The 23171-nt window shown below is 58.3% G+C and carries 20 protein-coding genes; 7 read left to right on the top strand and 13 right to left on the bottom strand.

Features of this window, described 5'->3' with window-relative positions:
• Positions 1 to 459: 459 nt before the first annotated feature.
• Both HJW02_RS11480 and HJW02_RS11475 read left to right on the top strand, forming a co-directional pair.
• Positions 460 to 1341 carry a LicD family protein gene (locus HJW02_RS11480; RefSeq protein WP_180971802.1) on the top strand — a complete coding sequence of 294 codons (882 nt, stop codon included), beginning with the start codon at positions 460 to 462 and terminating at the stop codon, positions 1339 to 1341.
• Entirely contained in the window at positions 1338 to 2693 is a 1356-nt protein-coding gene (locus HJW02_RS11475; RefSeq protein ID WP_102721727.1) for a Gfo/Idh/MocA family oxidoreductase, read from the top strand. The genes HJW02_RS11480 and HJW02_RS11475 overlap by 4 nt, the downstream gene beginning before the upstream one ends.
• Here the strand turns inward: HJW02_RS11475 and HJW02_RS11470 are convergent, their stop codons facing one another.
• Both HJW02_RS11470 and HJW02_RS11465 read right to left on the bottom strand, forming a co-directional pair.
• Complete coding sequence (locus HJW02_RS11470) at positions 2694 to 3653, bottom strand: ornithine cyclodeaminase (protein ID WP_102721726.1); 960 nt, start codon at positions 3651 to 3653, stop codon at positions 2694 to 2696. It abuts the gene before it with no gap.
• 49 nt (positions 3654 to 3702) lie between these two features.
• Entirely contained in the window at positions 3703 to 5538 is a 1836-nt protein-coding gene (locus tag HJW02_RS11465; RefSeq protein WP_022398077.1) for an aminotransferase class I/II-fold pyridoxal phosphate-dependent enzyme, read from the bottom strand.
• A gap of 493 nt (positions 5539 to 6031) precedes the next feature.
• Between HJW02_RS11465 and HJW02_RS14065 the strand changes: the two genes are divergently transcribed.
• Positions 6032 to 7003 carry a LicD family protein gene (locus tag HJW02_RS14065; protein WP_275539831.1) on the top strand — a complete coding sequence of 324 codons (972 nt, stop codon included), beginning with the start codon at positions 6032 to 6034 and terminating at the stop codon, positions 7001 to 7003.
• A gap of 159 nt (positions 7004 to 7162) precedes the next feature.
• A complete protein-coding gene (locus tag HJW02_RS11455; RefSeq protein ID WP_102721725.1) occupies positions 7163 to 9202 on the top strand; it encodes an alpha amylase C-terminal domain-containing protein in 2040 nt (679 codons plus the stop codon).
• Between the two features lie 129 nt (positions 9203 to 9331).
• On the opposite strand, the gene HJW02_RS11450 is transcribed toward HJW02_RS11455, so the two are convergent.
• The 7 genes from HJW02_RS11450 to hprK form a co-directional block, all read right to left on the bottom strand.
• Complete coding sequence (locus tag HJW02_RS11450) at positions 9332 to 9712, bottom strand: PEGA domain-containing protein (protein WP_022398073.1); 381 nt, start codon at positions 9710 to 9712, stop codon at positions 9332 to 9334.
• 13 nt (positions 9713 to 9725) lie between these two features.
• Positions 9726 to 10145 (bottom strand): SufE family protein, encoded by a 420-nt coding sequence (locus HJW02_RS11445; RefSeq protein WP_022398072.1) that lies wholly within the window; start codon positions 10143 to 10145, stop codon positions 9726 to 9728.
• 26 nt (positions 10146 to 10171) lie between these two features.
• Complete coding sequence (argF, locus tag HJW02_RS11440; RefSeq protein ID WP_102721724.1) at positions 10172 to 11089, bottom strand: ornithine carbamoyltransferase; 918 nt, start codon at positions 11087 to 11089, stop codon at positions 10172 to 10174.
• Between the two features lie 115 nt (positions 11090 to 11204).
• Entirely contained in the window at positions 11205 to 12893 is a 1689-nt protein-coding gene (locus HJW02_RS11435; RefSeq protein ID WP_102721723.1) for a sulfatase, read from the bottom strand.
• Between the two features lie 127 nt (positions 12894 to 13020).
• On the bottom strand, positions 13021 to 14799 hold the full coding sequence (gene ptsP / locus HJW02_RS11430) for a phosphoenolpyruvate--protein phosphotransferase (protein WP_022398069.1): 1779 nt from the start codon (positions 14797 to 14799) through the stop codon (positions 13021 to 13023).
• A 46-nt stretch (positions 14800 to 14845) separates the two neighbouring features.
• Positions 14846 to 15112, bottom strand: coding sequence for an HPr family phosphocarrier protein (locus HJW02_RS11425; RefSeq protein ID WP_022197994.1), 267 nt, complete (start codon positions 15110 to 15112; stop codon positions 14846 to 14848).
• Positions 15113 to 15190: 78 nt separating this feature from the next.
• Entirely contained in the window at positions 15191 to 16159 is a 969-nt protein-coding gene (gene hprK / locus HJW02_RS11420) for an HPr(Ser) kinase/phosphatase (RefSeq protein ID WP_022398068.1), read from the bottom strand.
• Between the two features lie 156 nt (positions 16160 to 16315).
• Between hprK and HJW02_RS11415 the strand changes: the two genes are divergently transcribed.
• From HJW02_RS11415 to HJW02_RS11405, 3 genes are read left to right on the top strand one after another with little or no spacing between them, the layout of a single operon-like run.
• Complete coding sequence (locus tag HJW02_RS11415; RefSeq protein ID WP_022398067.1) at positions 16316 to 17656, top strand: dipeptidase; 1341 nt, start codon at positions 16316 to 16318, stop codon at positions 17654 to 17656.
• A 10-nt stretch (positions 17657 to 17666) separates the two neighbouring features.
• Positions 17667 to 18545, top strand: coding sequence for an ABC transporter ATP-binding protein (locus tag HJW02_RS11410; RefSeq protein ID WP_102721722.1), 879 nt, complete (start codon positions 17667 to 17669; stop codon positions 18543 to 18545).
• Positions 18542 to 19102: a 5-formyltetrahydrofolate cyclo-ligase gene (locus tag HJW02_RS11405; protein WP_180971052.1), complete on the top strand. Its 561-nt coding sequence runs from the start codon at positions 18542 to 18544 to the stop codon at positions 19100 to 19102. The genes HJW02_RS11410 and HJW02_RS11405 overlap by 4 nt, the downstream gene beginning before the upstream one ends.
• Before the next feature lie 73 nt (positions 19103 to 19175).
• Here HJW02_RS11405 and HJW02_RS11400 read toward each other — a convergent pair whose 3' ends face one another.
• The 4 genes from HJW02_RS11400 to HJW02_RS11385 all read right to left on the bottom strand — a co-directional run bounded on the left by HJW02_RS11400 (position 19176) and on the right by HJW02_RS11385 (position 23163).
• Positions 19176 to 20843 (bottom strand): GTPase domain-containing protein, encoded by a 1668-nt coding sequence (locus tag HJW02_RS11400; protein ID WP_022398064.1) that lies wholly within the window; start codon positions 20841 to 20843, stop codon positions 19176 to 19178.
• A gap of 86 nt (positions 20844 to 20929) precedes the next feature.
• The gene (locus HJW02_RS11395) at positions 20930 to 21625 is read right to left on the bottom strand and encodes a YggS family pyridoxal phosphate-dependent enzyme (RefSeq protein WP_022398063.1); all 696 of its coding nucleotides are present in this window, start codon (positions 21623 to 21625) and stop codon (positions 20930 to 20932) included.
• Between the two features lie 10 nt (positions 21626 to 21635).
• Complete coding sequence (locus tag HJW02_RS11390; protein ID WP_180971053.1) at positions 21636 to 22193, bottom strand: YqgE/AlgH family protein; 558 nt, start codon at positions 22191 to 22193, stop codon at positions 21636 to 21638.
• 112 nt (positions 22194 to 22305) lie between these two features.
• The gene (locus HJW02_RS11385) at positions 22306 to 23163 is read right to left on the bottom strand and encodes a L,D-transpeptidase (RefSeq protein WP_102721720.1); all 858 of its coding nucleotides are present in this window, start codon (positions 23161 to 23163) and stop codon (positions 22306 to 22308) included.
• Positions 23164 to 23171 lie beyond the last annotated feature (8 nt).

Genomic DNA, 23171 nt, shown 5'->3' with positions numbered 1-23171 from the left:
GTGCTGAAGTAGCGGCATTTGCTATGGAAAGTTTGCCTGGTTAGGGCTGTGTAGCTGACCGGCAGCGCATGGTTTTTCCCGGCTGGCGGAGTGTCTTTGTTCATGCGGCCTGTTATTTTTCACGGAGCGGTTGCTCCAGTATTTTTTAATGCGTTCCAGAAAAAGGAAAAAAGAATTTCAGGAAAGCTTCCCTCTTTTTTTCTTTTCAGGTAAAAGTTGTATTTTCAAGCTTCTAGCCAGAGTGAAAGAAGCTTTTTATTGATGAAAATCAATATAATAAACGTTGCATAGCTGAAAGGTTGCATTATACTGATTCCTCTTCAATGATTAAAGGCCGTTCGATTTCGGCGGATGGTTTGAATTTTTTAAAACTGATTGAATATGATGGAATTAAACCATATAAAATATATGGTTCTCTGTAAGCTCCCTTATTATGGGCGGAAAATCATCAATCGGTTTATGAATGGTTTCAGGAGAAGAAGAAACGAATCTTTGGCGTCAAAGCTGGAAGATATCCGCAATCTTCTCATTTACAACCATCCCGTTTCCCAGGTTCCTCCGGCTACGGGCAAACTGAGGCTGCTTCAGGAAGGCAATACCGTTTTGCTGGCTCTTTTTGCGCGGAAGTGCCGGGAAAACGGCCTCCGGTACTGGCTGGATTACGGAACGTTGCTGGGCGCGGTGCGGCACAGGGGCTTTATTCCGTGGGACGATGATCTGGACGCAAGCATGATGAGGCCGGAGTACGACCGCCTTCTGGAACTGCTGCCCTCCCTCTTTCCGCGGGAGGAAGGTTTTACCTGGAAAAGGCATGCCTTCCTGCAAATAGGGTATGAGGGCACTCCTCTCAACATTGACGTATACCCTTATCATTTTTATTCGGAAAGCCTCGTGTCCCCGGAACAGCACGGCAGCCTGGACAGGCGGCTTACTGCGTTTAAAAAAGACGTGGTTCTGGTGGATGGCCGGATGAACATGACCGATGACCAGATCCAGCAGAAAATCCGCCGGGAGATTCTGGAAGGCAAGGACCCGGCGGCGGAGGAGGACACCCCCGGAATTTTCCTTTCCCCAGCCATCACATTTACGAAAAACACTCATCTGCCCTATGAGACGTTCTTTCCCCTGGGGTCCATGGAGTTTGAGGGGATGAAATTCTCCGTGCCCAACCATGCGCGCCAGTACCTGCAATTTTTTTATGGCGATTACCTGTCCTATCCAGACCGCATCCAGTTCAAGCACCCTTCCGTAAAGCACATGATGGAACATGTCCCCTTTGAGACGGCGGTGAACCGTTTCATTGACGTCTACGGAAAGCAGATTGACATGTCCCAGTCATGAAAACGGTTATCACCTACGGCACTTTCGACCTGCTTCATACGGGGCACGTCAATCTTCTGAAAAGAGCCCGGGCGCTGGGGGACCGCCTCATCGTCGGCGTGACCACAGACAGCTACGACCAGAGCCGGGGCAAGCTGAATGTGCTGGAAAGCCTGGAGGAACGCGTGGAAAATGTCCGGAAAACCGGATTGGCGGACCTTATTATCACGGAGGAGCTGGAAGGGCAGAAGCTGCACGACATCCAGAAGTATGGGGCGGATATTTTCGTGATCGGTTCCGACTGGACGGGCAAGTTCGATTATCTGCGCGAACATTGCGAGGTGGTTTACCTGGAGCGCACGAAGGGCGTTTCTTCAACCGACCTCCGTTCCGCCCGGAATTTCATTGTCCACATGGGAATTGCCGGCCACGGGCGCATAGCGGGCCGTTTTCTCCAGGAGTCCAAGTACGTCAGCGGCATTGAAATAACGGCCGTTTACGGACGCGACGAGGAGAAGGTGCGCCGGTTTGCGGAATCGTATGAACTGCTGGAATATTACACGGAGTATGAACGGTTCCTGGACAAGGTCCATGCCGTTTACGTGGCCGTTCCGCATCATCTGCATTATGAACTGGTCAAAAGAGCCCTCCTGAAAGGAAAGCATGTGCTGTGCGAAAAGCCGCTTGCCCTTTCCCGGGAAGAGGTGGAAGAGCTGTTCCTGCTGGCCGCGGAGAGGGGATGCGTTTTACTGGAAGCGCTGAAAACGGCTTTTTTCCCGGCTTTCCAGCAGTTGATAGGCGTGGCGGAAAGCGGAGTTATCGGTTCCATCAAGGCGGTGGACGCCGCGTTCACCAAATTGATTGAGGATGATTCAAGCAGGGAGTTCGATCCCATGCAGGCCGGGGGGGCGTGGACGGAGCTGGGGGCTTATCCCGTTTTCGTCATCGGAAAGCTGCTGGGGACGGAAAGCCGCCGCATCCGCTTCACGACTTGCAGGAAGCCGGAAACGGGCGTGGACCTTTTTACGCGGGCGGATTTCCTTTATCCCAATGCGGCAGCCTCCGCCACGGTCGCCATCGGAGCCAAGCGGGAGGGGGACCTGTGCGTCACGGGAACGCGCGGCTATATTTACGTGCCCTCCCCGTGGTGGAAGACGGAGATGTTTGAGGTGCGTTTTGAAGACCCCCGGCAGAACAGGAAATATTTTATCAGGTTTGAGGGCGACGGCCTTCGCTATGAGCTGGCCGCGTTTTTGCGCCTGATTCACGGCTGTCTTCATGACAACCGTCTTTTGACCCGTGGGGATTCCATCTTCATGGCTGACGTTACCTCCCGCTTCAGGCGAGGGGAATATGTTGATGAAATCAGCTGATCAGGGCAGGCATGCCGTTTGCCGGAAGTGAAAGGAGGGGGATTTTTCCTTCTGCTCCTCAATATTGATCAGGCGGTCATAAATGTGCTTGGCGAAGACGATATCGTGGAGTCCCAGCCCGATATTATAGCTGAGGATGCGTTCTTCCGGGGAAGTTCTTCCCGCTGCTTTTCCGGCCAGCACCGGAGCTATTTCCCCAAATTGACGAAAGCACTCAAAGTGCCGGAAATTCTTAACATGGTCACGATCATCGGCAAATACCTTGTCGAAAAACAAATCACAATTCTGGAACCCCTTTGTATGTACGGGGATAACAGTAATGCCTGGTTTGAAACAGCTATTTTCGGCAAGGAGGCCCTCCGCATTAGTAATGCAGGAAATAACGGCGTCTGTTCCATCAATGAGACTATTGATGTTTTCCACTTCTTCAAAACGGACGTTGCTATGGCATTGGAATTCTTCAATGAATTGGGAAACATGCGTTTTGTAGGAAAGAAGACGCACCGTAAAGTTTTTCTCAGGATATAATGCCAGAATACATGCCATGGTGGCGCGGGCCGTATTTCCCAACCCCATCAGGGAAATTGTCTGGAAATCCTGTCTGGCGAATGTTTGAAGGGCGAGGGCGGCCACTGCTCCGGTACGGGCGTTCGTGACCCAAAAGGCGTCCATAAGAGCCAGAAGCTCTCCGGTATGATAATCATAAAGGAGTATTTCCCCATTAATGGTTTTGGTACGTTCCGGATAACGTGTTACAATTTTTACCCCCATGGCGTTCAGGCCGGGGACGATGCAGGGCATCGTATTCATGAATTTTCCTTCTTCAAAGGCGATGCTTATTTTATGGGGAAGGAAGACAGTTTCTTCATCCTTGATACGGAAGGACTCTTTTACCCATTGGAGTGCCTGCCGAGGAGAAATATTGAGGGAGGAAATAATTTCGTGAGGAATTGTCAGCATAGTAGGAGGAGTAAGGTAAAAGCGGCGTTTGGGAAAAGGGTGTTAATGACTAGTTTGAACGCATTGAACATATCTCGTGCATGGCGCGTACCAGGGCGTCGTTATCTGCCTTGTTCCTGACGGCGATGCGGATGAATTCCCTACCCTCAAAGCCCTTTTTCCGGCTGCAATCCTTGATCAGGATGGAGTGGTTTTTCAACAGGAGGCCCGTGAGGGTACGGGCTTTCATGGGCGGCATTACCTCGCACATGAAGTAGTTGGCCTGGGAGGGGAGGACGTTCAGGAAGGGAACGCGGGAGAGTTCCTGCATGAAGCGGTCTCTTTCCTCCATGAACCGGCGGCATGCGCGCACGTAGGATTGTTCATATTTCCCGAAGATCTGCATGTAAAATTCGGCAATGGAATTAATGTTCCAGATGGAAACGTCCTTTTTTATCCATGCAATCAGCTTTTTGTCTGCAGAGGCCAGAACCCCCAGGCGGAGGCCTGGAACGCCGTAGGACTTTGAAATGCTTTTAACCACCGCCAAATGGGGGTACTCCTCAAGGAGGGTGTCCCGGAGCAACGTGTTGTCCGGCATGCCTTCAGAGAAATCCACAAAGGATTCATCCACGATCAGGCGAATGCCGCGCTCCTTCGTCCACAGGCAGAGGCGCAGCACGTCGGCCTTCGGGAGGAAGAAGCCGGAAGGATTGCCCGGATTGACAAGGAGCAGGGTGCTGATGTCCTTGCCGGAAAAGAATTCCATCAGGTCGTCCGCCGTGTAGCTGAAATTCCAGGAAGCGGGATGGAAGGGCACCACCATATCCGGGGCCGCCCGGTTGGGATATTCCTCAAAGGTGGGGTAGACGACGCCCATTTTCCCTTCCATGCGGGACATGAGCGCCTTGATGAGTTCCGCCGCGCCATTGCCGATGCAGATGTATTCCTGGCTGACGCCGAAGTATTTTGCGGCCAGCAGGCTGTTGACCCTCATGCCGGACGGGTATTCCCGCACCAGGTGCTCAAAGTTCGCCTTGAGTTCGGACATGAGGCGCTTGTTGGGGAAGTATGGATTGACCAGGTAGCAGAAATCCCTGATGCGTGGGTAGCGCCAGTAGCCGCCGTACCGGGACTCCATCAGGCGCAGGTGTTCCTCCCGGTCTGGTGTGAACATGGAAGCCGCTATGTCCAGATCCTGGATGTCGTCTATTTCATACCATGCTTCGCTGCCGAGACGCAGGGCCTTGATTTCCGGTTTGTCCAGCAGGGCGATGACCCGCAGCACCTGCTCGTAATATTCGTTGTTGCCCAGGGCTTTGCTGTAAGCGGTGAGGAAGGGGACGTAGTGGGTACGGGAGAAATCCCTGTTGAATTTGTAAATGTTGACGGTCTTGAAGTATTCCGTTTTTTTCTTATAGGAGAATTTGCTGCCGGGAATGAATTGCTTGATGTTGTCGTCTTCATCCAGCGTGACGACAGTGCCGTCCATCCAGCTTTCAAATTTGGCGACGAGGGCCAGGCTGGGGTAGGGATGGTGGAGCAGGGCGTCAATGACGGAGTCTTCAAAAATCAGGTCGGATTCAAAGAGCAGCGTATCGTCCTGAAGCAGGTGCTCCTTGGCCAGGTAAAGGGAATAAATGTTATTGGTGGCGGCATAAAGGGGATTGTCCACGTATTCCACGGGCGTGGAAATGTCCAGAAGAGAGATGAAGGATTTAAGTTTTGCTCCCTTGTATCCCGTGACGACGACGATTTTTTCCAGGGAAGGGGAAAGGTTGTCCAGTTGCCTCAGCATTCGCTCAATCAGCGTTACCCCGTTCACTTGAATCATGCATTTGGTGTTGTCCTGGGTGAGATGCCCCAGTCTTTTTCCCATTCCGGCCGCTAAAATGATCGCCTGCATAAATACTCTAATTTGTCTTCAGAACTTAAAAAGAACCAAGAACAATGTTTAACGGATTGATCATCCGCCGTCAAAGTAAAAATTTCTGCAAAAACATGTTAATGGAAAGTACATTGGTGAAAAAGGAAAAGTACGTAATTCATTTTCCTTCCCTATTTTCCCGCTTTTCATTGATTTAACTTCAAATGGAGATGGCGATCCGTTTAACGGATGATCAATCCGCATGCTATGGAAGTTGGGGAAAAGAGAATTGAGGATTTTTTTCAAAAGCTGCATCTTGGAGAAAATGGTTTTAATATACGGAAATGGTTGTTTTTCATTAAAAAGCCGCATTGTTTTTCATTGACTTATGGTATCCGGTGGATAAGGTCCGTTTCAGGAACTCCGCCGTTGTTCGCTTACGGAAAGATTGATATTTTCCCGTATTCACTGCCTAGATTTGCCCACCATGAGATTGCCTTCGTTCATCACTGCCGGAAGAACCGGAAAGCTAATGAAAAATAAACATCTGTGGGTGACGGAAGTACGCTGCTGCGGCCTGACGGTGCTTTCTTCAATCACGGATAGAAAGAAGCGTACCATCAGGTTGTTCGGCATTCCCTGCGCCCGGTTCAGGGTGGGGAAGGAAAATGAGCATGCACAGATGAGAAAGCTGGTGAAGTCCACCGTCCGGGCGGAGGAAGTTCCGGCGGCGTCCGGCGTGCTGAGGGTTGTGCAGCAGGCCATGGCATTTTTTTTGAAGGAGGTGGGCAGTATTCTTGAAGAAAACGGCTACCAGTACTGGCTGGATTTCGGGACCCTTCTGGGGGCGGTCAGGCATAAGGGGTTTATTCCCTGGGATGATGATCTGGATATTTCCATGCTGCGAAGCGACTATGAACGACTGAGGGCGGGCGCTGCCGAGTTGTTTGGTTCCCGCGGCTTTTCCGTCAGCCTGGAGCCGTTTATCCAGATTGGGCTGCCGGGCACCTTGTGCAATGTGGACATTTTCCCGTACGATGTTGCTCCCGGCTCCTGGTCTCCGGATGATCCGGAGGAGCGGGAATGGCTGCTGCGTAATTACAAGGCTTCTAAGCTGATTGATTATGAAGCTAACACGTCGCGCCGTTACCAAACGCTGTGTTCTTATGAGGATAAAATGAAGATCAGGGATGAGTTGGTGATGGAAGGGAAGGAGCCTGTGGAGGATGGAAACGTCTGCCTGGGTTTTGAAATTCCCTTTGCCGGACCGTGCCGCCATTCCTTCCGTCATGAATGGATGTTTCCCCTGTCCAGCGTCCTGTTTGAAGGAAAGACTTTTCCCGGGCCCCGGGTGCCTGAAATGGTTTTATACGGGCAATATGGAGACTGGGGTGTCCTTCCTGATTCTCCGCCTGTGCATTTTGACCTGAACCGGATTTCCAAGGAAGTGCTGCTCAGGATGCTGTACATGCGGGATACCGGGCGTTTGCCGGAATGTGACTAGGGGCGCATGGGAGGAGGTGCGTGGTTCCGGCGTTCCGCCGCGCCGTATTCTCCGGAAAGGAGGTGTTCCTGACGCTGCGGACGCAGGCCATGCGCGGGGAGGGCCGGAAGAACGTCTTTCTCCTTGACCCTGCTGATTGGGGCGGAGTATCATCGGATAATGAGAAGACCCCCGATTCCCGGTTTGGTGATGGCGGACGGCTGGCTCCAGCCGTATTCCCGCCAGATACGCGACCGCCAGCGTTTGTTTGACCTGAAAATGAAAAGGATCAGCCAGCGTTCCGGCTCTCTAGAGGGGTATGCGCAGGGGTACCGCTATTACGGCTTCAACCGTGATCCGGAGACGGGGGCATGGACGTACCGGGAATGGGCGCCCGCCGCCCGCGGACTGTTCCTGGCGGGGGATTTCAACGGCTGGGACCGGGAGAGCCACCCGCTGGTGCGGAATGAGCGCGGCGTGTGGGAGATAACGCTGCCGCCTGACGCGCTGGCCCACGGGCAGAAGGTGAAGGTGCACGTGATCGGCGCGGACGGCACGGGGAAGGACCGTATTCCCGCGTGGATCACCAGGGCCGTGCAGGACCCCGCCACTTATGATTTTGCCGGGGAGATATGGATGCCGGAGCACCCCTATGAATGGAGGAACAACGGCTTTGACCCTTCCCGGATAGAGGTGCCGTTCGTTTACGAGGCGCATGTGGGCATGGGCGGGGAAGAGCAGCGCGTGCATACGTACCGGGAGTTTGCGGATGAAGTTCTCCCCCGCATTTCCAAACTGGGCTACAATACCGTCCAGTTGATGGCCGTCCAGGAGCATCCCTATTATGGCTCCTTCGGCTATCACGTTTCCTCCTTTTTCGCTCCTTCCTCCCGTTTCGGCACGCCGGAGGATCTGAAGTACCTGATTGACCAGGCGCACGGCCTGAACATCGCCGTGCTGCTGGATGTGGTGCATTCCCATGCCGTGAAGAATGAGGCGGAAGGTCTGAATAATTTTGACGGTTCCGGAGGCATGTATTTCCTGCCCGGGGAGCGCGGCCATCATCCGGACTGGGATTCCTGCTGCTTTGACTATGGGCGGGACGAGGTGATTGAGTTCCTGCTGTCCAATGTCCGCTGGTGGCTGGAGGAGTTCCGCTTTGACGGGTTCCGCTTTGACGGCGTGACGTCCATGCTGTATTTCCACCGGGGCCACGAGCCGTTCGGGGATTTGGGCGCGTACTTCGGGCCGTCCGTGGACCTGGACGCCGTGGCTTATTTGCAGCTGGCCTCCACGCTGATCCAGCGGGTAAGACCGGGCGCCGTCGCGATTGCGGAGGACATGTCCGGCATGCCGGGGCTGTGCCGCCCGGTGGATGAAGGGGGCCTGGGCTTTTCCCATCGGCTGGCCATGGGCATTCCCGATTACTGGATCAAGCTGCTCAAGGAGAAGAAGGACGAGGAATGGAGCATGGGCGACATGTGGCATACGCTGACCAACAGGCGTTACGGCGAGCCGCACGTGGCTTACTGCGAGAGCCATGACCAGGCCCTGGTGGGGGACAAGACCCTGGCGTTCCGCCTGATGGATGCGGAGATGTACTGGAAGATGGCCGTGGACCAGCAGAGCCTTGTTGTTGACCGCGGCATGGCGCTGCACAAGATGATCCGCCTGGTGACGCTGGCTACCGGGGGGGAAGGCTGGCTGAATTTCATGGGCAACGAGTTCGGGCATCCGGAATGGATTGATTTTCCGCGTGAAGGCAACGGCTGGTCTTACGAGCACTGCCGCCGCCAGTGGTCCCTGGTGGATAATCCGTCCCTCAGGTTCAAGTTCCTGAATGCCTTTGACCAGGCCATGGTCCGCCTGGCCCTGGACGCACGGCTGCTGAACAATCCGCCGCCGTTCCCGCTGAATATTGACGAAAACAACCAGGTCATGGCGTTCCACCGCGGCGGCCTGCTGTTTGTGTTCAACTGGTCCGGAGACAGGGCGATCATGGATTACGTGCTGCCCGCTCCCCAGAAGGGGGAATGGAGGGTCGTGCTGGATACGGACGGCGCCCGCTTCGGCGGCTTTGGAAGGCAGGACGATTCCATGCCGCATTTTACGGATGAAGACGGGAATCTTTCCCTGTACCTGCTGCCGCGTACGGCCCTGGTCCTGAAAAGGGTGGGTTCCGCCGTCATGGCCCGGCACCTGGGGCAGGAGGAAGGATAGCCATTACCGCGAAAAACCGGCGTATCAAGGCCGGACGCGGAGAGGACCCAAAGGGGGCGCGCGGCACGTGCCGCGCGCGTCAGGGAAGGAATGGAGCCGTGCCCGGGGAGAGGCATGGCCGGGAGGCCGTTACCACTGTGCGGGCAGTTCCCTCAGGGGCGGCGCTCCGGAGTCCGCCTTTTTCAGGCGAATGGTCAGGGTGTCCGTCTTGAAGTCTTTTGACTTTTCGTTGTTGCGGCCCCACAGGATGGCCCCCTGCGTGGTCATCTCCGGATAAAAGGTTTTTTCCGTGGAAAGGAAGCCGGGCTTGTCCGCCGCCACGTGCACGGGCTTGTGCCTGTTCAGGGAGAGCGTGACGGGTGCCTGCCCCGCATAGTCTCCGTTCACGCGCAGGCTGGCCCCGGAAGGGACGCTGCGGATAGTGATGTCCCTGGAAGAGCTGCTGCATGAGAGGCACGCGCAGCAGGCTGCGGAGAGAAGGAAGAGATGCGGGAGAAGGCCGTGGGTCATCGTACCGGAAAAATCAATGGTGTTCCACCATGTTCATGGCGGCCTGCTTGATCTGGGCGGCCATGGAGTTGAGGGCGTTCGCCCTGGTGGGCGCCAGATGGTCCTTCAGGCCGGTCCTGTCCAGCTTGGACATGTCCGCTTTCAGGATTTCTTCCGGGGGGAGGCCGGAGAGCAGCCGGATGAAGACGGCAATGAGGCCCTTGGTGATGAGGGAGTCGCTGTCCGCGTAGAGCTTCAGCACGCCCTTGTCCGGCTCCGTGTACAGCCACACGCGGGACTGGCAGCCCTTGATGAGGGAGTCCTCCGTCTTGTGGGCTTCGTCCAGCTTTGGAAGCTTCTTGCCCAGGCTGATGATGTATTCGTAGCGTTCCGTCCAGTCCTGGAACAGGTCCAGTTCATCCAGCAGGTCTTGCAGGCGTTCTTCGTAGTTCATGGCTCGGATTTGGTGGGAAAGGCCGGTTATGCCCGGTTGGCGTCCGCCAGCGTGGCGAGAACGGCTTTCTGGGCGTGGACCCTGTTTTCCGCTTCACGGAAGATGACGGGGGCGAAGTGTTCCAGCACGTCTTCCGTGATTTCCTTGCCGCGGTAGGCGGGCAGGCAGTGGAAGGCGGAGTGGTTGGGGGCGGCGTGTTCCAGCAGCTCCCTGTTCACCTGGTAGGGGTAGAAGTGTTTTTCCTTGGACAGGCCTTCCGCTTCCTGGCCCATGGAGAGCCAGACGTCCGTGTTGATGACGGAGGCTCCCTTCACGGCTTCCACGGGGTCCGTGGTGAAGATGACGTTCTCGCAGTCCAGGTGCCTGCGGAAGTCCTCCAGGGGCAGGTAGTTGGTCGGGGCGCCGATGGCGAGGGTGAAGCCCAACCTCTTGGCCGCCCACATCCAGGAGCGGGACATGTTGTTGTCCCCATCCCCCACGAAGGCGATCTTCATGTCCTTCCAGGAGCCGGGGCCGTAGATTTCCTCAATGGTGAGCAGGTCCGCCAGGATCTGGCAGGGGTGTTCCTCGTCCGTCAGGGCATTGATGGTGGGAATGCCGGAGAAGCCGGCGAATTCCTCCACTTCCTGCTGGCCGTAAGTCCGGATGGCGGCCCCGTGGATCATGCGGCCCAGCACGCGGGCCGTGTCCTTGATGGGTTCTCCGCGCCCGAGCTGGATGTCATGGACGGAAAGGAACATGGGGCGTCCGCCCAGTTCGCTGATGCCCACTTCAAAGGAAACGCGGGTGCGGGTGGAGGATTTGGAGAAAATAAGCGCCCAGGTCTGGCCTTTCAGGGGCAGGCGTTCGTGATGGCCGCGTTCCGCCTTGAGCTTGTGGCCCAGCGCGAGCAGGTCCTTGATTTCGTCTCCGGTAAGCTGTTCGATGGAAAGAAGGTTTTTCATGATATTGTAAAGAGAATGGAGAAAGGGAATAAAAACAGGAAAGCCGCACCATACTCCCTGTTTCCTTAAAAGAAAAGGGAATAATGCGGCTTTCCGGGGAGGGGTGGAGATGCCTTTACAGCCTGGCCGCCGCCTGGTCCGGCCACGGCACGGGGGAGCCTTCCCGGGCTCCGGCGGGGTTGTCTTTCTTGTAGGTGGGCATCTGGGCCTTGCGGTCCTTGAGCAGGGCGGTCATGGTTTTTGCCATGGCTTTCACGCGGTCCGGATGCCGTTCCGCCAGGTTGTGCTCCTCGCTGATGTCTTCCTTGATGTTGAAGAGTTCGAACTTCTGGGTGGGGTGCCAGTAAATCAGCTTCCAGTCCCCCTGGCGCATGGCCGTGCTGGGGGAATAAAGCGAGTTGTTGCCGTTCCCCTCCCCCCAGACGTTGGGCGTATGGAAGAGCAGGGGGCGGTTGGGGTTCATTTTGCCGCCCTTCAGCAGGGTGACGAAGCTTTTGCCATCCACGACCTGCGGAGCCTGGATTTTTTTGGCTCCCGCCATTTCCAGAATGGTCGGGAAGAAGTCTTCAATGATGACGGGAGTGGTGCAGACGCTTTCCGGCTTGGTGACTCCGGGCCAGTAAACGATCATCGGCTCCCGGATGCCGCCTTCCCGGTTGGAGCCCTTGCCGAAGCTCAGCGGGTAGTTGGATTCCTTGTTGCCCATGCGCCCGCTGATGGCGAGGCCGCCGTTGTCCGCCATGAAGATGATGACGGTGTTTTTATCCAGATTGTTCTTTTCCAGGTACTGCCGGATGTCGCCCAGGCTCTTGTCCATCCCCTGGATCAGGGCGGAGTAGCGTTTTTCGTTATCGGACCAGTTGTGGCCGTCGTTCGGGTTGGAGTAGTCTTCCGCAAAGCGCTTGTCATAGCCGCGCATGTCGAAGGGGGCGTGGATGGCGTAATGGGACATGTACAGGTAGAAGGGCTTGTCCGCCTCCTTGGGGTTGTTCCTGATGGCGTCCAGGCGTTTCAGCACCTCCTGCGTCAGGGCCTCTGTCAGGAAGACGTCGTTTTCATAATAGTTGTTCTCATCCAGGCCGCGGACGTGGAAGTTACCCGTGCCGTATTTCTGGGAGCCCCGGTAGTCCGCCGGGCCGCCGATTTCCGTGCCGGCGATGTTGTAGTCAAAGCCGAAGAGTTTGGGATTGGCCCCCGGGGTATTTTTGGAGCCAAAGTGGGCCTTCCCGCAGTGGATGGTGGTATAGCCCTGTTTTTTGAGCAGGGCGGGCAGCCCCAGCACCGGGGTAAAGGGCTTTTCCATCTTGTACTGGATTTTCTCTTCCGTCAGGGGGAGAAGGGTGGTGCCGGAAGATTTGGTGCCCAGCGGCTGCACGCCGTTGATGCTCCAGTCCGCAGGAGCTTTGAGCGCCTTGTGGCCGGCATCCGTGGTCTGGTCCCGCAGGAGCGTCCAGTTGGTGACGCGGTGCCGGGCGGAGTTCATGCCGGAGATGAGGCTGCACCGGCTGGGGGAACAGATGGGCTGCGCATAGGCGTTCGTGAAGACCATGCCCTGCTTGCCCAGGGCCTCCATGTTGGGCGTGCGGTAGCGCTTGTTCAGGAAGGTGGGCTTGGGCGTGCCGTCCGCTTCCCTCCAGAAGGGCAGGGATGTATCCTGCCAGCCCATGTCGTCCACCAGGAAAAGGATGATGTTGGGGCGCTTCTGGGCTTCCGCGCGGGGCGCGTTTGAGGGTGCTGCGGAAGCGGACAGGGCGCTTCCCAGCAGGAACGGGATGAGAGAAAATGCAATGCGGAAAGTTTTCATGATAAAAAGACCAGTACTCATATAACGCATGAAACGGGCTATTCTGTCAAGGATTCGTGTTCCCGCGGCAGTTTGCCGGGGATAAGAGCCGTTTTTTCCGGTACGGCATGCGCCGGAAGGGAAGGCCTTATTCAAACAGGGCCGGATAGGATTTCCGTGCCAGAGCCGTGCTCAGGTCCACGATGGTCCTGCTGTTGGGCGCCTGAAGCGCCTTCTGCGCCATGTCCCGGCACTGGCCGTAGTCCAGGTTGCGGATGGCGTACCGGATGATGGGGACCAGATGCACGCCCACGGACATGGAGGTGGCGCCCAACCCGATCAGCAGGGGAAGCAGGGTGATGTCCCCCGCCATTTCCCCGCAGATGGCCGTGGGGACGTTTTCCCGTTCTCCGGCGGTGATCGTCATGCCGATGATGCGCACCACGGCGGGGTGCGTGGGGCGGAACATGTTGGCGACGCGGTTGTTGACCCTGTCCACGGCGATGGTGTACTGCGTGAGGTCGTTCGTGCCTACGGAGAAGAAGTCCACCTCCCGGGCGAGCACGTCCGTCATGATGGCGGCGCTGGGCACTTCAATCATGATGCCCACCTTCAGGTCCCGCGCGTAGGGAACGTTTTTCTTTTCCAGTTCCTCCCGGCATTCCTGAAGGATGTGCTTGGCGGTGACCACCTCCGTATAGCCGGAGATCATCGGGAACATGATGCCGCAGCCGGGCGTGTCCGCGCAGGCGCGGAGAATGGCGCGGAGCTGCTGCTTGAAAAGCTCCGGACGGCTGAGGGAGACGCGGATGCCGCGCCAGCCCAGGAAGGGATTAGGTTCCGGCGTACAGAGCCGTTCGCACGGCAGCTTGTCGCCGCCGGAGTCCAGCGTGCGGAAGATGACGCCGTGGGGCGCGCAGCCTTCCGCCAGCTTCTTGTAGTAGCGTGTCTGTTCCTCCTCGTCCGGCATGCCGGCTGGATTGCCCAGCAGGAAGAATTCCGTGCGGAAGAGTCCCACGCCTTCCGCCCCCACCTCCTTGATGCCGGAGTATTCATGGGGGAATTCCACGTTGACGGAAAGGCGGATGTTGCGGCCGTCCCTGGTGATGGTAGGCAGGTCCCGCAGCGCTTCCAGCGCCTTGTAGGCCTTTTCCTTTTCCACCTGGAGGCGGTTGTAGTACTCCACCGTCTCCTGCGTGGGCTTCAGGATGAGCACTCCCTTGTAGCCGTCCAGGATGGCGGGGGCGTGGCTTTCCACCCGCAGGAGGGCCTGGTCCAGTCCAACGACGGCGGGAATGCCCATGGAGCGGGCGAGGATGGCGGTGTGGGAAACGGAGGAGCCTATTTCCGTGGCAAAGCCGTGAATCAGGCTGGCGTCCATGGCCGCCGTGTCGGAAGGGGTCAGGTCATAGGCCACCAGCACCTGGGCTTCCTCCGCCTCTTCCTCGTCTTCCAGGGGTTCCGTGCTGCGGAGGTTGTTGATGACCCGCTGCATGACGTCCTCCATGTCCGCGGTCTTGGCGCGCAGGTAGGGGTCGTCCACGCGGCGCAGGACTTCCATGTAGTTCTGCATGACCACATAAAAGATGTGCTCCACGTTCTGGAGGCGCTTGAGCAGCTCCGTCTGAACCTGCTGGAGGATGACCTTGTCCTGAAGAAGAAGGATGTGGGCGTCAAAGATGGAGGCGTCCTTTTCCCCGGATATCTGGATCATGCGCTCACGCAGCGTCCGGATCTGATCCGCGGTGGTTTGCAGCGCCTGGTGGAAGCGCACCAATTCGGCATCCACCTCCTCCGGGGAAATTTCATACGCCACGGGTTCCTTGGAACCGCTGATCTGAATTTTGATCTTGCCCAGGGCGATGCCGGGGGAAACGGGAATGCCCTGAAGCCAGGTTTCTTCCGTGGAAATGGGTTCCTGAATCATCTGCGGGCTTGATGGCCCGGTCTCATATGGCCGTGAGCCGGAGTGTTCAATCTTCTTCAAACTTGCGGGAAATCAGGTCTTCCAGCGCGTTCAACGCTTCCTGCTCATCCTTTCCTTCCGCCGTGATGGTGATCTTGGAGCCGTGGCCTACCGCCAGCATCATCAAGCCCAGAATACTCTTTCCATCAACTTCCTCGCCATCCTTCTCCACGACAATGTCTGCATCAAATTTACTGGCCAGTTTGACGAATTGAGCAGCCGGACGCGCGTGAATGCCGAGTTTGTTGATGATGGTGAGTTCCTTGGTAACCATGGAATTTGAAGTAAGGGGTGATAACGGTTGCTAGAACGGTAAGTACACTAATTGAAGTTTTTTTCCAAGAGTTTTTTGTCAGTCCTGGTTTTCAGGGGGCTGGAAGTTTGACATGAGGCGGCGGTTGAACTCCCCGGCCATGTCGATGCCCATGTCCTTGAGATGGTAGTCCATGGCGGCCACTTCCACCAGGCGGGCGATGTCCCTGCCGGGGGCTACGGAGAGCTGCACGTGGAGCACTTTTTCCCCGAGAACGTCCAGGCCCTCCCTTTCCAGCCCCAGCCTGTCCAGCGCTTCCTGGTCCTTGGCGGGAATGAGGGTGACGATGAGGTCCAGCCGCTTGTTGTGGCGGATGGATTTGAGGCCGAAGAGGGTGGTGATGTTGACGATGCCCAGCCCGCGCACTTCCATGAAGCCGCGGCTCATCTCCGGCGCGCTGGCCACCAGTTCTCCGCCCACGTTGCGCACGTACACCATGTCGTCCGCCACTAGGGCCGCCCCGCGTTCAATCAGGCCCAGGGCCGTTTCACTCTTGCCCACGCCGCTCTTGCCGCGGATGAGGACGCCCACGCCGCGCACGTCCACCATGCAGCCGTGCAGGGTGAGGCTTTCCGCGAATTCGTTTTCCAGAATGATGGTGGCGGAGTTGACGAATTTCATGGTCACCAGGCTCGTGCGGAAGACGCAGACGCCGGCCTCATCCGCCAGCTCCACGATTTCCTGGGGCGGGTCCTGGTCACGGGAGAAGACGATGCCCGGGACCTCGCACCGGAACATGCGCTGGATGCGGGATTTGCGCATGCCCTCCGGCAGTTTTTGAAGGTAGGCCAGCTCCGCGGAGCCGAAGACCTGGATACGCTTGTTGGCAAAGTAGGAGTAAAAGCCGGCGATCGCCAGCCCGGGGCGGTTGAGGGCGGGTTCGCAAATGTGGCGGCTGAGGCCGGCGGGGCTGTTGATGAGCTCCAGTTGGAGGGCTTCCTTGTATTTGCCGTAAAATTTGGACAGGGTGACGAAATCCACTTTCTTCACTTTGGATTTGCTGAACATAATCCTATATAAAGGAACAAATCTCGCGCGAGGGCAATCAAATATTGTTCCCAGACCCGCGGGCAAGCCTCATTTTTTTGAAAAAAGGCCCGTTCCGGCGCGGAATGCCACACTTTACCGGTTGATTTGAAGCCTCAGGCGTGGTCTGATGGTGCCATGAACAGACTGGATCAATTGGCAACCTTGTTGAGATTCCCCAGCATTTCCGCCCAGAAGGAGCACGCCCAGGACGTGAGCGACTGCGCGGACTGGCTGGTGGACAAGCTGTCCGGCATGGGGCTGGAAGCCGCGGCCCACAAGACGCGCCTCCATCCCATTGTGATGGCCCGCAGCCCGCGGGAGGAAGGCAAGCCAACCGTGCTGATTTACGGCCATTATGATGTGCAGCCCGTGGACCCGGTTGAGCTGTGGGAGTCCGACCCGTTTGAACCGGAAGTGCGGGACGGGAAGATTTACGCCCGCGGCGCCACGGATAACAAGGGGCAGTTGTTCGCCCATATTCTGGGCGTGGAGGAATTGCTCCGCCAGAACGGCGGCCACCTTCCGGTGAACGTGATCTTCCTGCTGGAAGGGGAGGAGGAAGTGGGCAGCGGCAGTCTTTCCCAATTCATCAAGGACCACAGGGACGAACTGGCCTGCGACGTGATTGTGGTTTCCGATACCGGGATGGCCGCTCCGGACACACCGACGTTTTCCTATGGCCTGCGCGGCCTGGCCGGGGCGGAAATTATCGTGAAGGGCCCTTCCGCGGACCTTCATTCCGGCGTGTTCGGCGGCGCGGTAGCCAACCCCATTGCGGCCCTGGCGGAAATAATCACTTCCTTCCATGACGAGGACGGCCGCGTGGCCGTGAGAGGTTTTTACGATGGCGTGGAACCCATCGCCACGTGGGAGCGCAGCATGTGGGCCACCGTGCCCGGCATGAGCAATGAAGAGCTGGCGAAGCTGACGGGCGTGGAAACCGTGGTGACGGAATCGGGCTTCACCGGGGCGGAATGCATTTTCGCCCGTCCTACGCTGGAAATCAACGGCATCGGAGGCGGCTACCAGGGAGAGGGAAGCAAGACGATCATTCCCAGCCATGCCTTTGCCAAGATTTCCTGCCGCCTGGTTCCCGGCCAGCAGCCGGAAAAGATTGAAACGCTGCTGGAAGAACATGTGAAGAGCCATGTCCCCAGGGGCGTCACGGTGGAATTTAAGCGGGGCCACGGCGGAAACGCCTACGTGTGCGACCCGAATTCCGAGTTCGGCCTGGCTGCCCAGCAGGCGCTGGAAGAGGCCTTTGGCCGCAAGCCCGTGCTGGTGAGGGAGGGCGGCAGCATCCCGATCATTGAGGAAATGAAGCGCGTGCTGGGAGCGGACGCCCTGATGCTGGGCATGTGCCTGCCGGATGCGCGCATCCACTCCCCCAATGAAAACTTCCCGGTGGACTTGTTCTCCAAGGGAATAGACATGAGCCAGATTCTTCTGCGCCGCCTGGGGCAGATCAAGCATTGACCGAGTTCTTATGGACCAGCCTGCCGCCGCTGAAATCGTCAACCTGCACAAGACCTTCAAGACAGGTCTTGGCAAGCCCGTGGTGCATGCCGTGCGGGGGATAGACATGAGCATCCGGCAGGGAGAGGTATACGGCCTCATTGGCCCGAACGGCTCCGGCAAGTCCACCCTGATGAAGGCCCTGCTGGGGCTGGTGAGGCCCACGGAGGGTTCATGCGCCATCTTCGGCAAATCCAGCCTGTCCCCGGACAGCAAGGAGGAGGTGGGCTTCCTGCCGGAAAACCCCTACTTCTACAAATTCCTGACGGGGGCGGAAACCGTCTCCTTTTACGGCAAGCTGTGCGGCCTGAGCGGCAAATCCCTGAAAGAGAAAGTCCGTGAACTGCTGGACCTGGTGGGGCTGGCCGACGCGGCGGACAGGCGGCTGGGCGGTTATTCCAAGGGAATGCTCCAGCGCGTCGGCATGGCGCAGGCCTTGGTTCAGTCCCCCCGCCTGCTGGTGCTGGACGAACCGACCGCCGGCGTAGACCCCCTCGGTTCCCGCGACATCCGGAACATTATTGAGAACCTGAAGGCGCGCGGCCTAACCGTTTTCCTGTGCTCCCACCTGCTGGAACAGGTTCAGGAGGTTTGCGACCGGGTGGGCGTCATCTTTAAAGGGCTGCTCATTGCGGAGGGTTCCGTGAACGAGCTGACACGGGATTCCGACAAGCAGGAAATCCTGCTGGAGCACGCCTCCCCGGAGCTGCTGGAACAGTTGAAGGAGCTGGTGCGGGAAGACGGCCGCGCCGCATGGCTGGAAGCCGGACACCCGCGCAACTCATTGGAAAGCGTATTTTTAAAGAGCCTGTTGGAATGGAAGGAAAAGCACCCCAATCCGGAACCGTGAGCGGTCCGGCGGCTTCCAAGCGGGAAGTGCGCCGCATGATACGTGAAAGGATAGGCGGATTGGACGCCGCCTCCCGGGAAGCCATGTCCCGTTCCATCTGCCGCCGTGTGGCGGCGCTGGTACGGGAAAAGAATTTCTGGCGCGTGGCTGTTTTTGCCGCCAGGCCGGGGGAAGTGGATTTGCTGCCCCTGCTGGACATGCTGCCGGACCGGGAATGGTACTTCCCGCTGGTGCATGAGGGAAGGACGCTGAGCTTCCACCGTGTATGCCATCACGGGGAGTTTGTGACGGGCTGCTGGGACATTCGCGAACCCGGCCCGGGTTGCCCGGAACTGCATGCGGGAGAAATGGAATTGATTGTTCTGCCGGGAGCCGCGTTTACGCGGGACGGCAAGCGGCTGGGGTACGGCGGCGGATTTTATGATACCCTGCTGGCCGGTCCGGCTGCGGGAGTTTCCCTGGCGGGAGTCTGCTTCCCCTGCCAGCTTCTGGACGACCTGCCCATGGAAGCCCATGACAGGCATGTGGACATGGTGATTACGCCGGACGCGGAGTGATGCTTGATGGAAAGCGGGTGCGTTTCCGCGGCAGGGAACAGGAAGCCGCGTCTCCGGCCGAAAAGGAAGGGGGCTAGATGCGGAACCGGTGTTTCTGCACGGTCAGTTTATAGAACAGGTCGTAGCGGGCATTCAGCAGGGGCTGGAGATGTTCCACGCCGCCGGCCACCTGGCCGCGGATGTCCGCGTACAGTTTGCGGTAATCGGAAAGGCCGCTGACCATGGCTTCATACAGGGGCGTGCGCAGGCCGCATTCCACGGCAATGTGCATTTCCGCCGCCGCGGCTACAATCTGGCGCGACAGCCGGAACTGCATCCAGGCCAGTCCCAGGTTGCCGCCCACCCAGACGGCCAGGGCCGCGGCTACGCAGGCAAACCCCGCCGCATGTTCTCCGAAGCATCCCAGCAGGGCTCCCAGAATCACCAGGATGAGCATCAGCTTGATTTCCGTTCTCATCACGTCCTCCTGGTCCAGAAACAGCTTGCTGAGGCACGGCTTGATGCCGAAATCCTTCAGGGGCATGTAAATGGAACGGCCCAGGCGCTCCTTGTACACCTCCAGGTCCGCCTGGAGCCGCGCGGCGGGAAAATCGCCTATGTCGCAGTCCCACTGTTCCTTCACGCGGGGGCGCACATGGTTCCAGTGCGTCTGGCAGATGTTCAGGAATTCCTTGTTGTAATACGCGTGCCGTTCCTCAATGCCGGACTTGACCAGCTCATAAAACCATTCGTCAATGACGGGAGGAAGCTTGTGCAGGATCATCGTGCGCCGGATGGAAAGGAAGCGCCCCATCTGCCGGGCCGATTTTTTCCCCAGCCGCGGCACGCAGTCCTGCACGTACTGGGCGTACGCCTTGAGCCGTGCGGGCATTTCATCCTCCATCTGGAGCTGGATGCGGTCTATCTCCCGGTCAATGGAGGTCAGGAAGCCGGAATCCATCTTGGAAAGGCGGTGCAGTTCATTGAGCACCTTTCCCTGTTCTTCCAGCAGGCGGTCCGTAGCCAGCAGCAGGCGTTCCACGCGCTTGTCCGTCAGCGGGCTGCGTTTCAGCACCTCCTGCACGCATGTTCTCAGCGCTTCCACGCCTTCCCCAGCCTGCTCCCCGGCGGTCGTGACGGGGTACAGGGGAAGCTGCACGCCCAGGCGTTCGCGGGAGGTGGAGCGCAATTCCTCTTTCAGGGACTGGAGCTGGTCAAAGGATAGCAGCTCCGCGTGGGTGATGACGAGCACCATGCGGGAATGGAGCCGTTCCTCCAGCGTCCGGAGGTAGTCCCATAAAGGGAGCTGGTTGCCGTCCCTGGCGGAAATGACCACAAGAATGGCGTCCGATTTGGGGACGATGTGCTTCAGCTTCCGGGGGGCGTCCTCCTGTTCCAGGCCGATGGTGTCCCAGAACTCAAGGTTCAGCAGGGCGTCCGACGGGTAAAAAAGGTCCAGCACCCATTCATGGGTGTGGGGCGCGGGGTGGGGCCTGTACTGCCAGCGGACCAGTGTGGCTTCGCTGGAAACGCGGGAACAGAACCGTTCTCCGGCCAGGGCATCCAGCGTGGAAGACTTGCCGGAACCCGTCATGCCGATCACGGTGACGTTCTGCGGAGAGCAGCATTCCGCCAGGGCTTCCTCCACGTTTTCCTGGGAGTCAAAATGACGGTCCGGACCAATGCGGGCGGAAAATGCCGCGGCGGCATCCGCTACGTCCCGCACCGCATGCGGAATCACGTTTTTTCCTCCTGTCAGCATGGGGTGTTGAAATCAAGGCTCCGTCCGGGCCGTTCCGTTATTCCGGAACAAACGTACACGCCGCTTTTCCTTCTGTCCAACTAAAATCACGGGGCCGGAGCATAGGAGCGGCCGCCGAAAATGGCGGTGCCCACGCGGACGAGGGTGGCGCCCTCCTCCACAGCCGTTTCAAAGTCATGGCTCATGCCCATGGAAAGCTCCCTCAGCGGGGCTCCCCCCTTGCCGGACAGGGTTTCCTTCAGCTCCCGGAGGCGGCGGAAATAAGGGCGCGCTTCGTCCGGATTTTCCACCGGGGGAGGGATGCACATGAGGCCGGCTATTTCAAGGTGGTCCAGCGCGGCCAGCTCCGGCCATTCCCGTTCCAGAGTCTCCGGGGAAAAGCCGAATTTGCTGTCTTCATCCCCTACGTTCACTTCCAGCAGGATGCGGGGGCGTTTGCCCGTCTCCTGCGCTACGGCGTCCATGAACTGCGCCAGGCGCAGGGAGTCCACAGCGTGGATCAGCGTGAAATGTTCCAGGGCCTTGCGCACCTTGTTGCGCTGCAGGGGGCCGATGAGGTGCCATTCCGTATCCGGAGGAAGTGCGGGGATTTTTCCCAGGGCCTCCTGAACCCTGTTTTCTCCGAAAATGCGCTGGCCCGCATCGTAGCACGCCTTCACGTCATCCGCAGGAAAGGTTTTGCTGACGGCGACGAGGCGGGCGGACCCCGCCGGACGCCCGGCACGGAGTTCCGCGGAGCGGATGCGGGAGAGAATGTGTTCCAGATTCTGTTGGATGCTCATGATGGATGGTTCAATTCAGGGAAGGCTGTGCGGGCGCGTGGCTCATGATGTGGTGCAGGGGGGAGAGGCGCCGCATGGCCATGGCCCATACCTTGGAGGAGTCCGGCTCCAGGCAGATGTCCGGCACGGTGGGGGAGACGTACCAGGCGCGGTCGTTCAGCTCCCGGCGCAACTGGGAGGGCGTCCAGGCGCTGTGGCCCACGTAGGCGCGCAGGATGGCGTGGGGATCCTCAATGTATTCCAGGGCCTGTTCCTCCTGTAGATGGAACTGGACGCGCAATTTGTCCTCCGTCCGGACGAAGGCGGCGAAAATGAGCTGGTTGCGCTCCACGGGGCCTCCCTTGAAGATGGGAACGGGGTAAAGGGATTCCGGAATGTCCGTATGGCGCGCCACTTCTCCCACGTTCATGCCGGCCGGATGGTTCAGGATGTGGCCTATGACGAATTCCTCCTCCACCCGGCTCAGAAAAATCACGGAGTGGTAAAAGCCGCCGCCGTCCAGATAGGGGGCGGAAACCAGAAGGTGGCCCGCCAGGTTTTCATTGCTGATATCTTCATGTTCCATCATGGCCATAAGTCTACGTTAACAAATGTGACGGACGCAGGCAACCATGCGTTCAAACAGCCATGTCAGGAGGCGGAGGAACGGGAATGCCGGAAGAATGGCGGCGAAGGTCGGTTCAGCCGAGGGTGTAACGGGTCCCCCTGGCGGAACGGGCGGAGGCTTTGGAGCTCTTCACTGTCTTGCGGACTGCCGTCTGCTTGTGGGGAGAGGCTTTCTTCCCGGCGGCCGCGGTCTGCTTGCGGGAAAGGGCTACGGCGGGAGGACGGGATGCCCGGCGGCGGTGGGAAATGATGGAAGCCGTGTTGGCATTCTCCATGAGAGACGGTGCGGAAGCCATGACCAGCAGGGAGGAATCCTGCGTTTTTTCCGCCTGGGCCAGAGCTTTCAGGGAAGCGTCTATGGAGCAGCGTTCGATCACGACGGGATCCCCGGTCCGGAGCAGGTTGAAGGCCTCATACACGTCATTGCTTTTCATCCGCACGCAGCCGTAGGAGGCGGGCGTGCCGATGGTGCGTTCCTCTGCCGTTCCGTGGATGTAAATCAGGCGGGAGTGGGCGTTCCGGTTGCGGCCTTCCAGCCCTTCCAGCCACATGATGCGGGTGACGATGGGGTCGCGGCCCGGAGAATTGGGGGCCACGCATTCCCCGGTGGGCTTGCGGCTTTTAAACACCATGCCCTTGGGCTGTCCGGTGCCGATCTTGGAGGCGATGCGGTGGGCGCCCAGCGGAGTGCGGCAGCTCCCCTTCCTGTCGCCCAGACCGAATTTGGAAGTGCTGATGGGGTAGGTTTTTACGACGTGTCCGTTGCGCATGACGGCCATTTTCTGGTCCCTGACGCTAACGACGGCGCCATCCTTGACGATGGCGGTGGGCTGGTAGTCCGGACGGGAGCAGGATACCAAGGCGCCGAACACCGCGAAGGCGGCGCCGGCGAGTTGAATCAGGCGTACTGCTTGCGAGAGAGGCGCAGGCATGGGAAAGT

The organism is Akkermansia sp. GGCC_0220, from assembly GCF_017566105.1.
Lineage (GTDB): Bacteria > Verrucomicrobiota > Verrucomicrobiia > Verrucomicrobiales > Akkermansiaceae > Akkermansia > Akkermansia massiliensis.
This window is presented reverse-complemented; position numbering and strand designations above follow the sequence as displayed.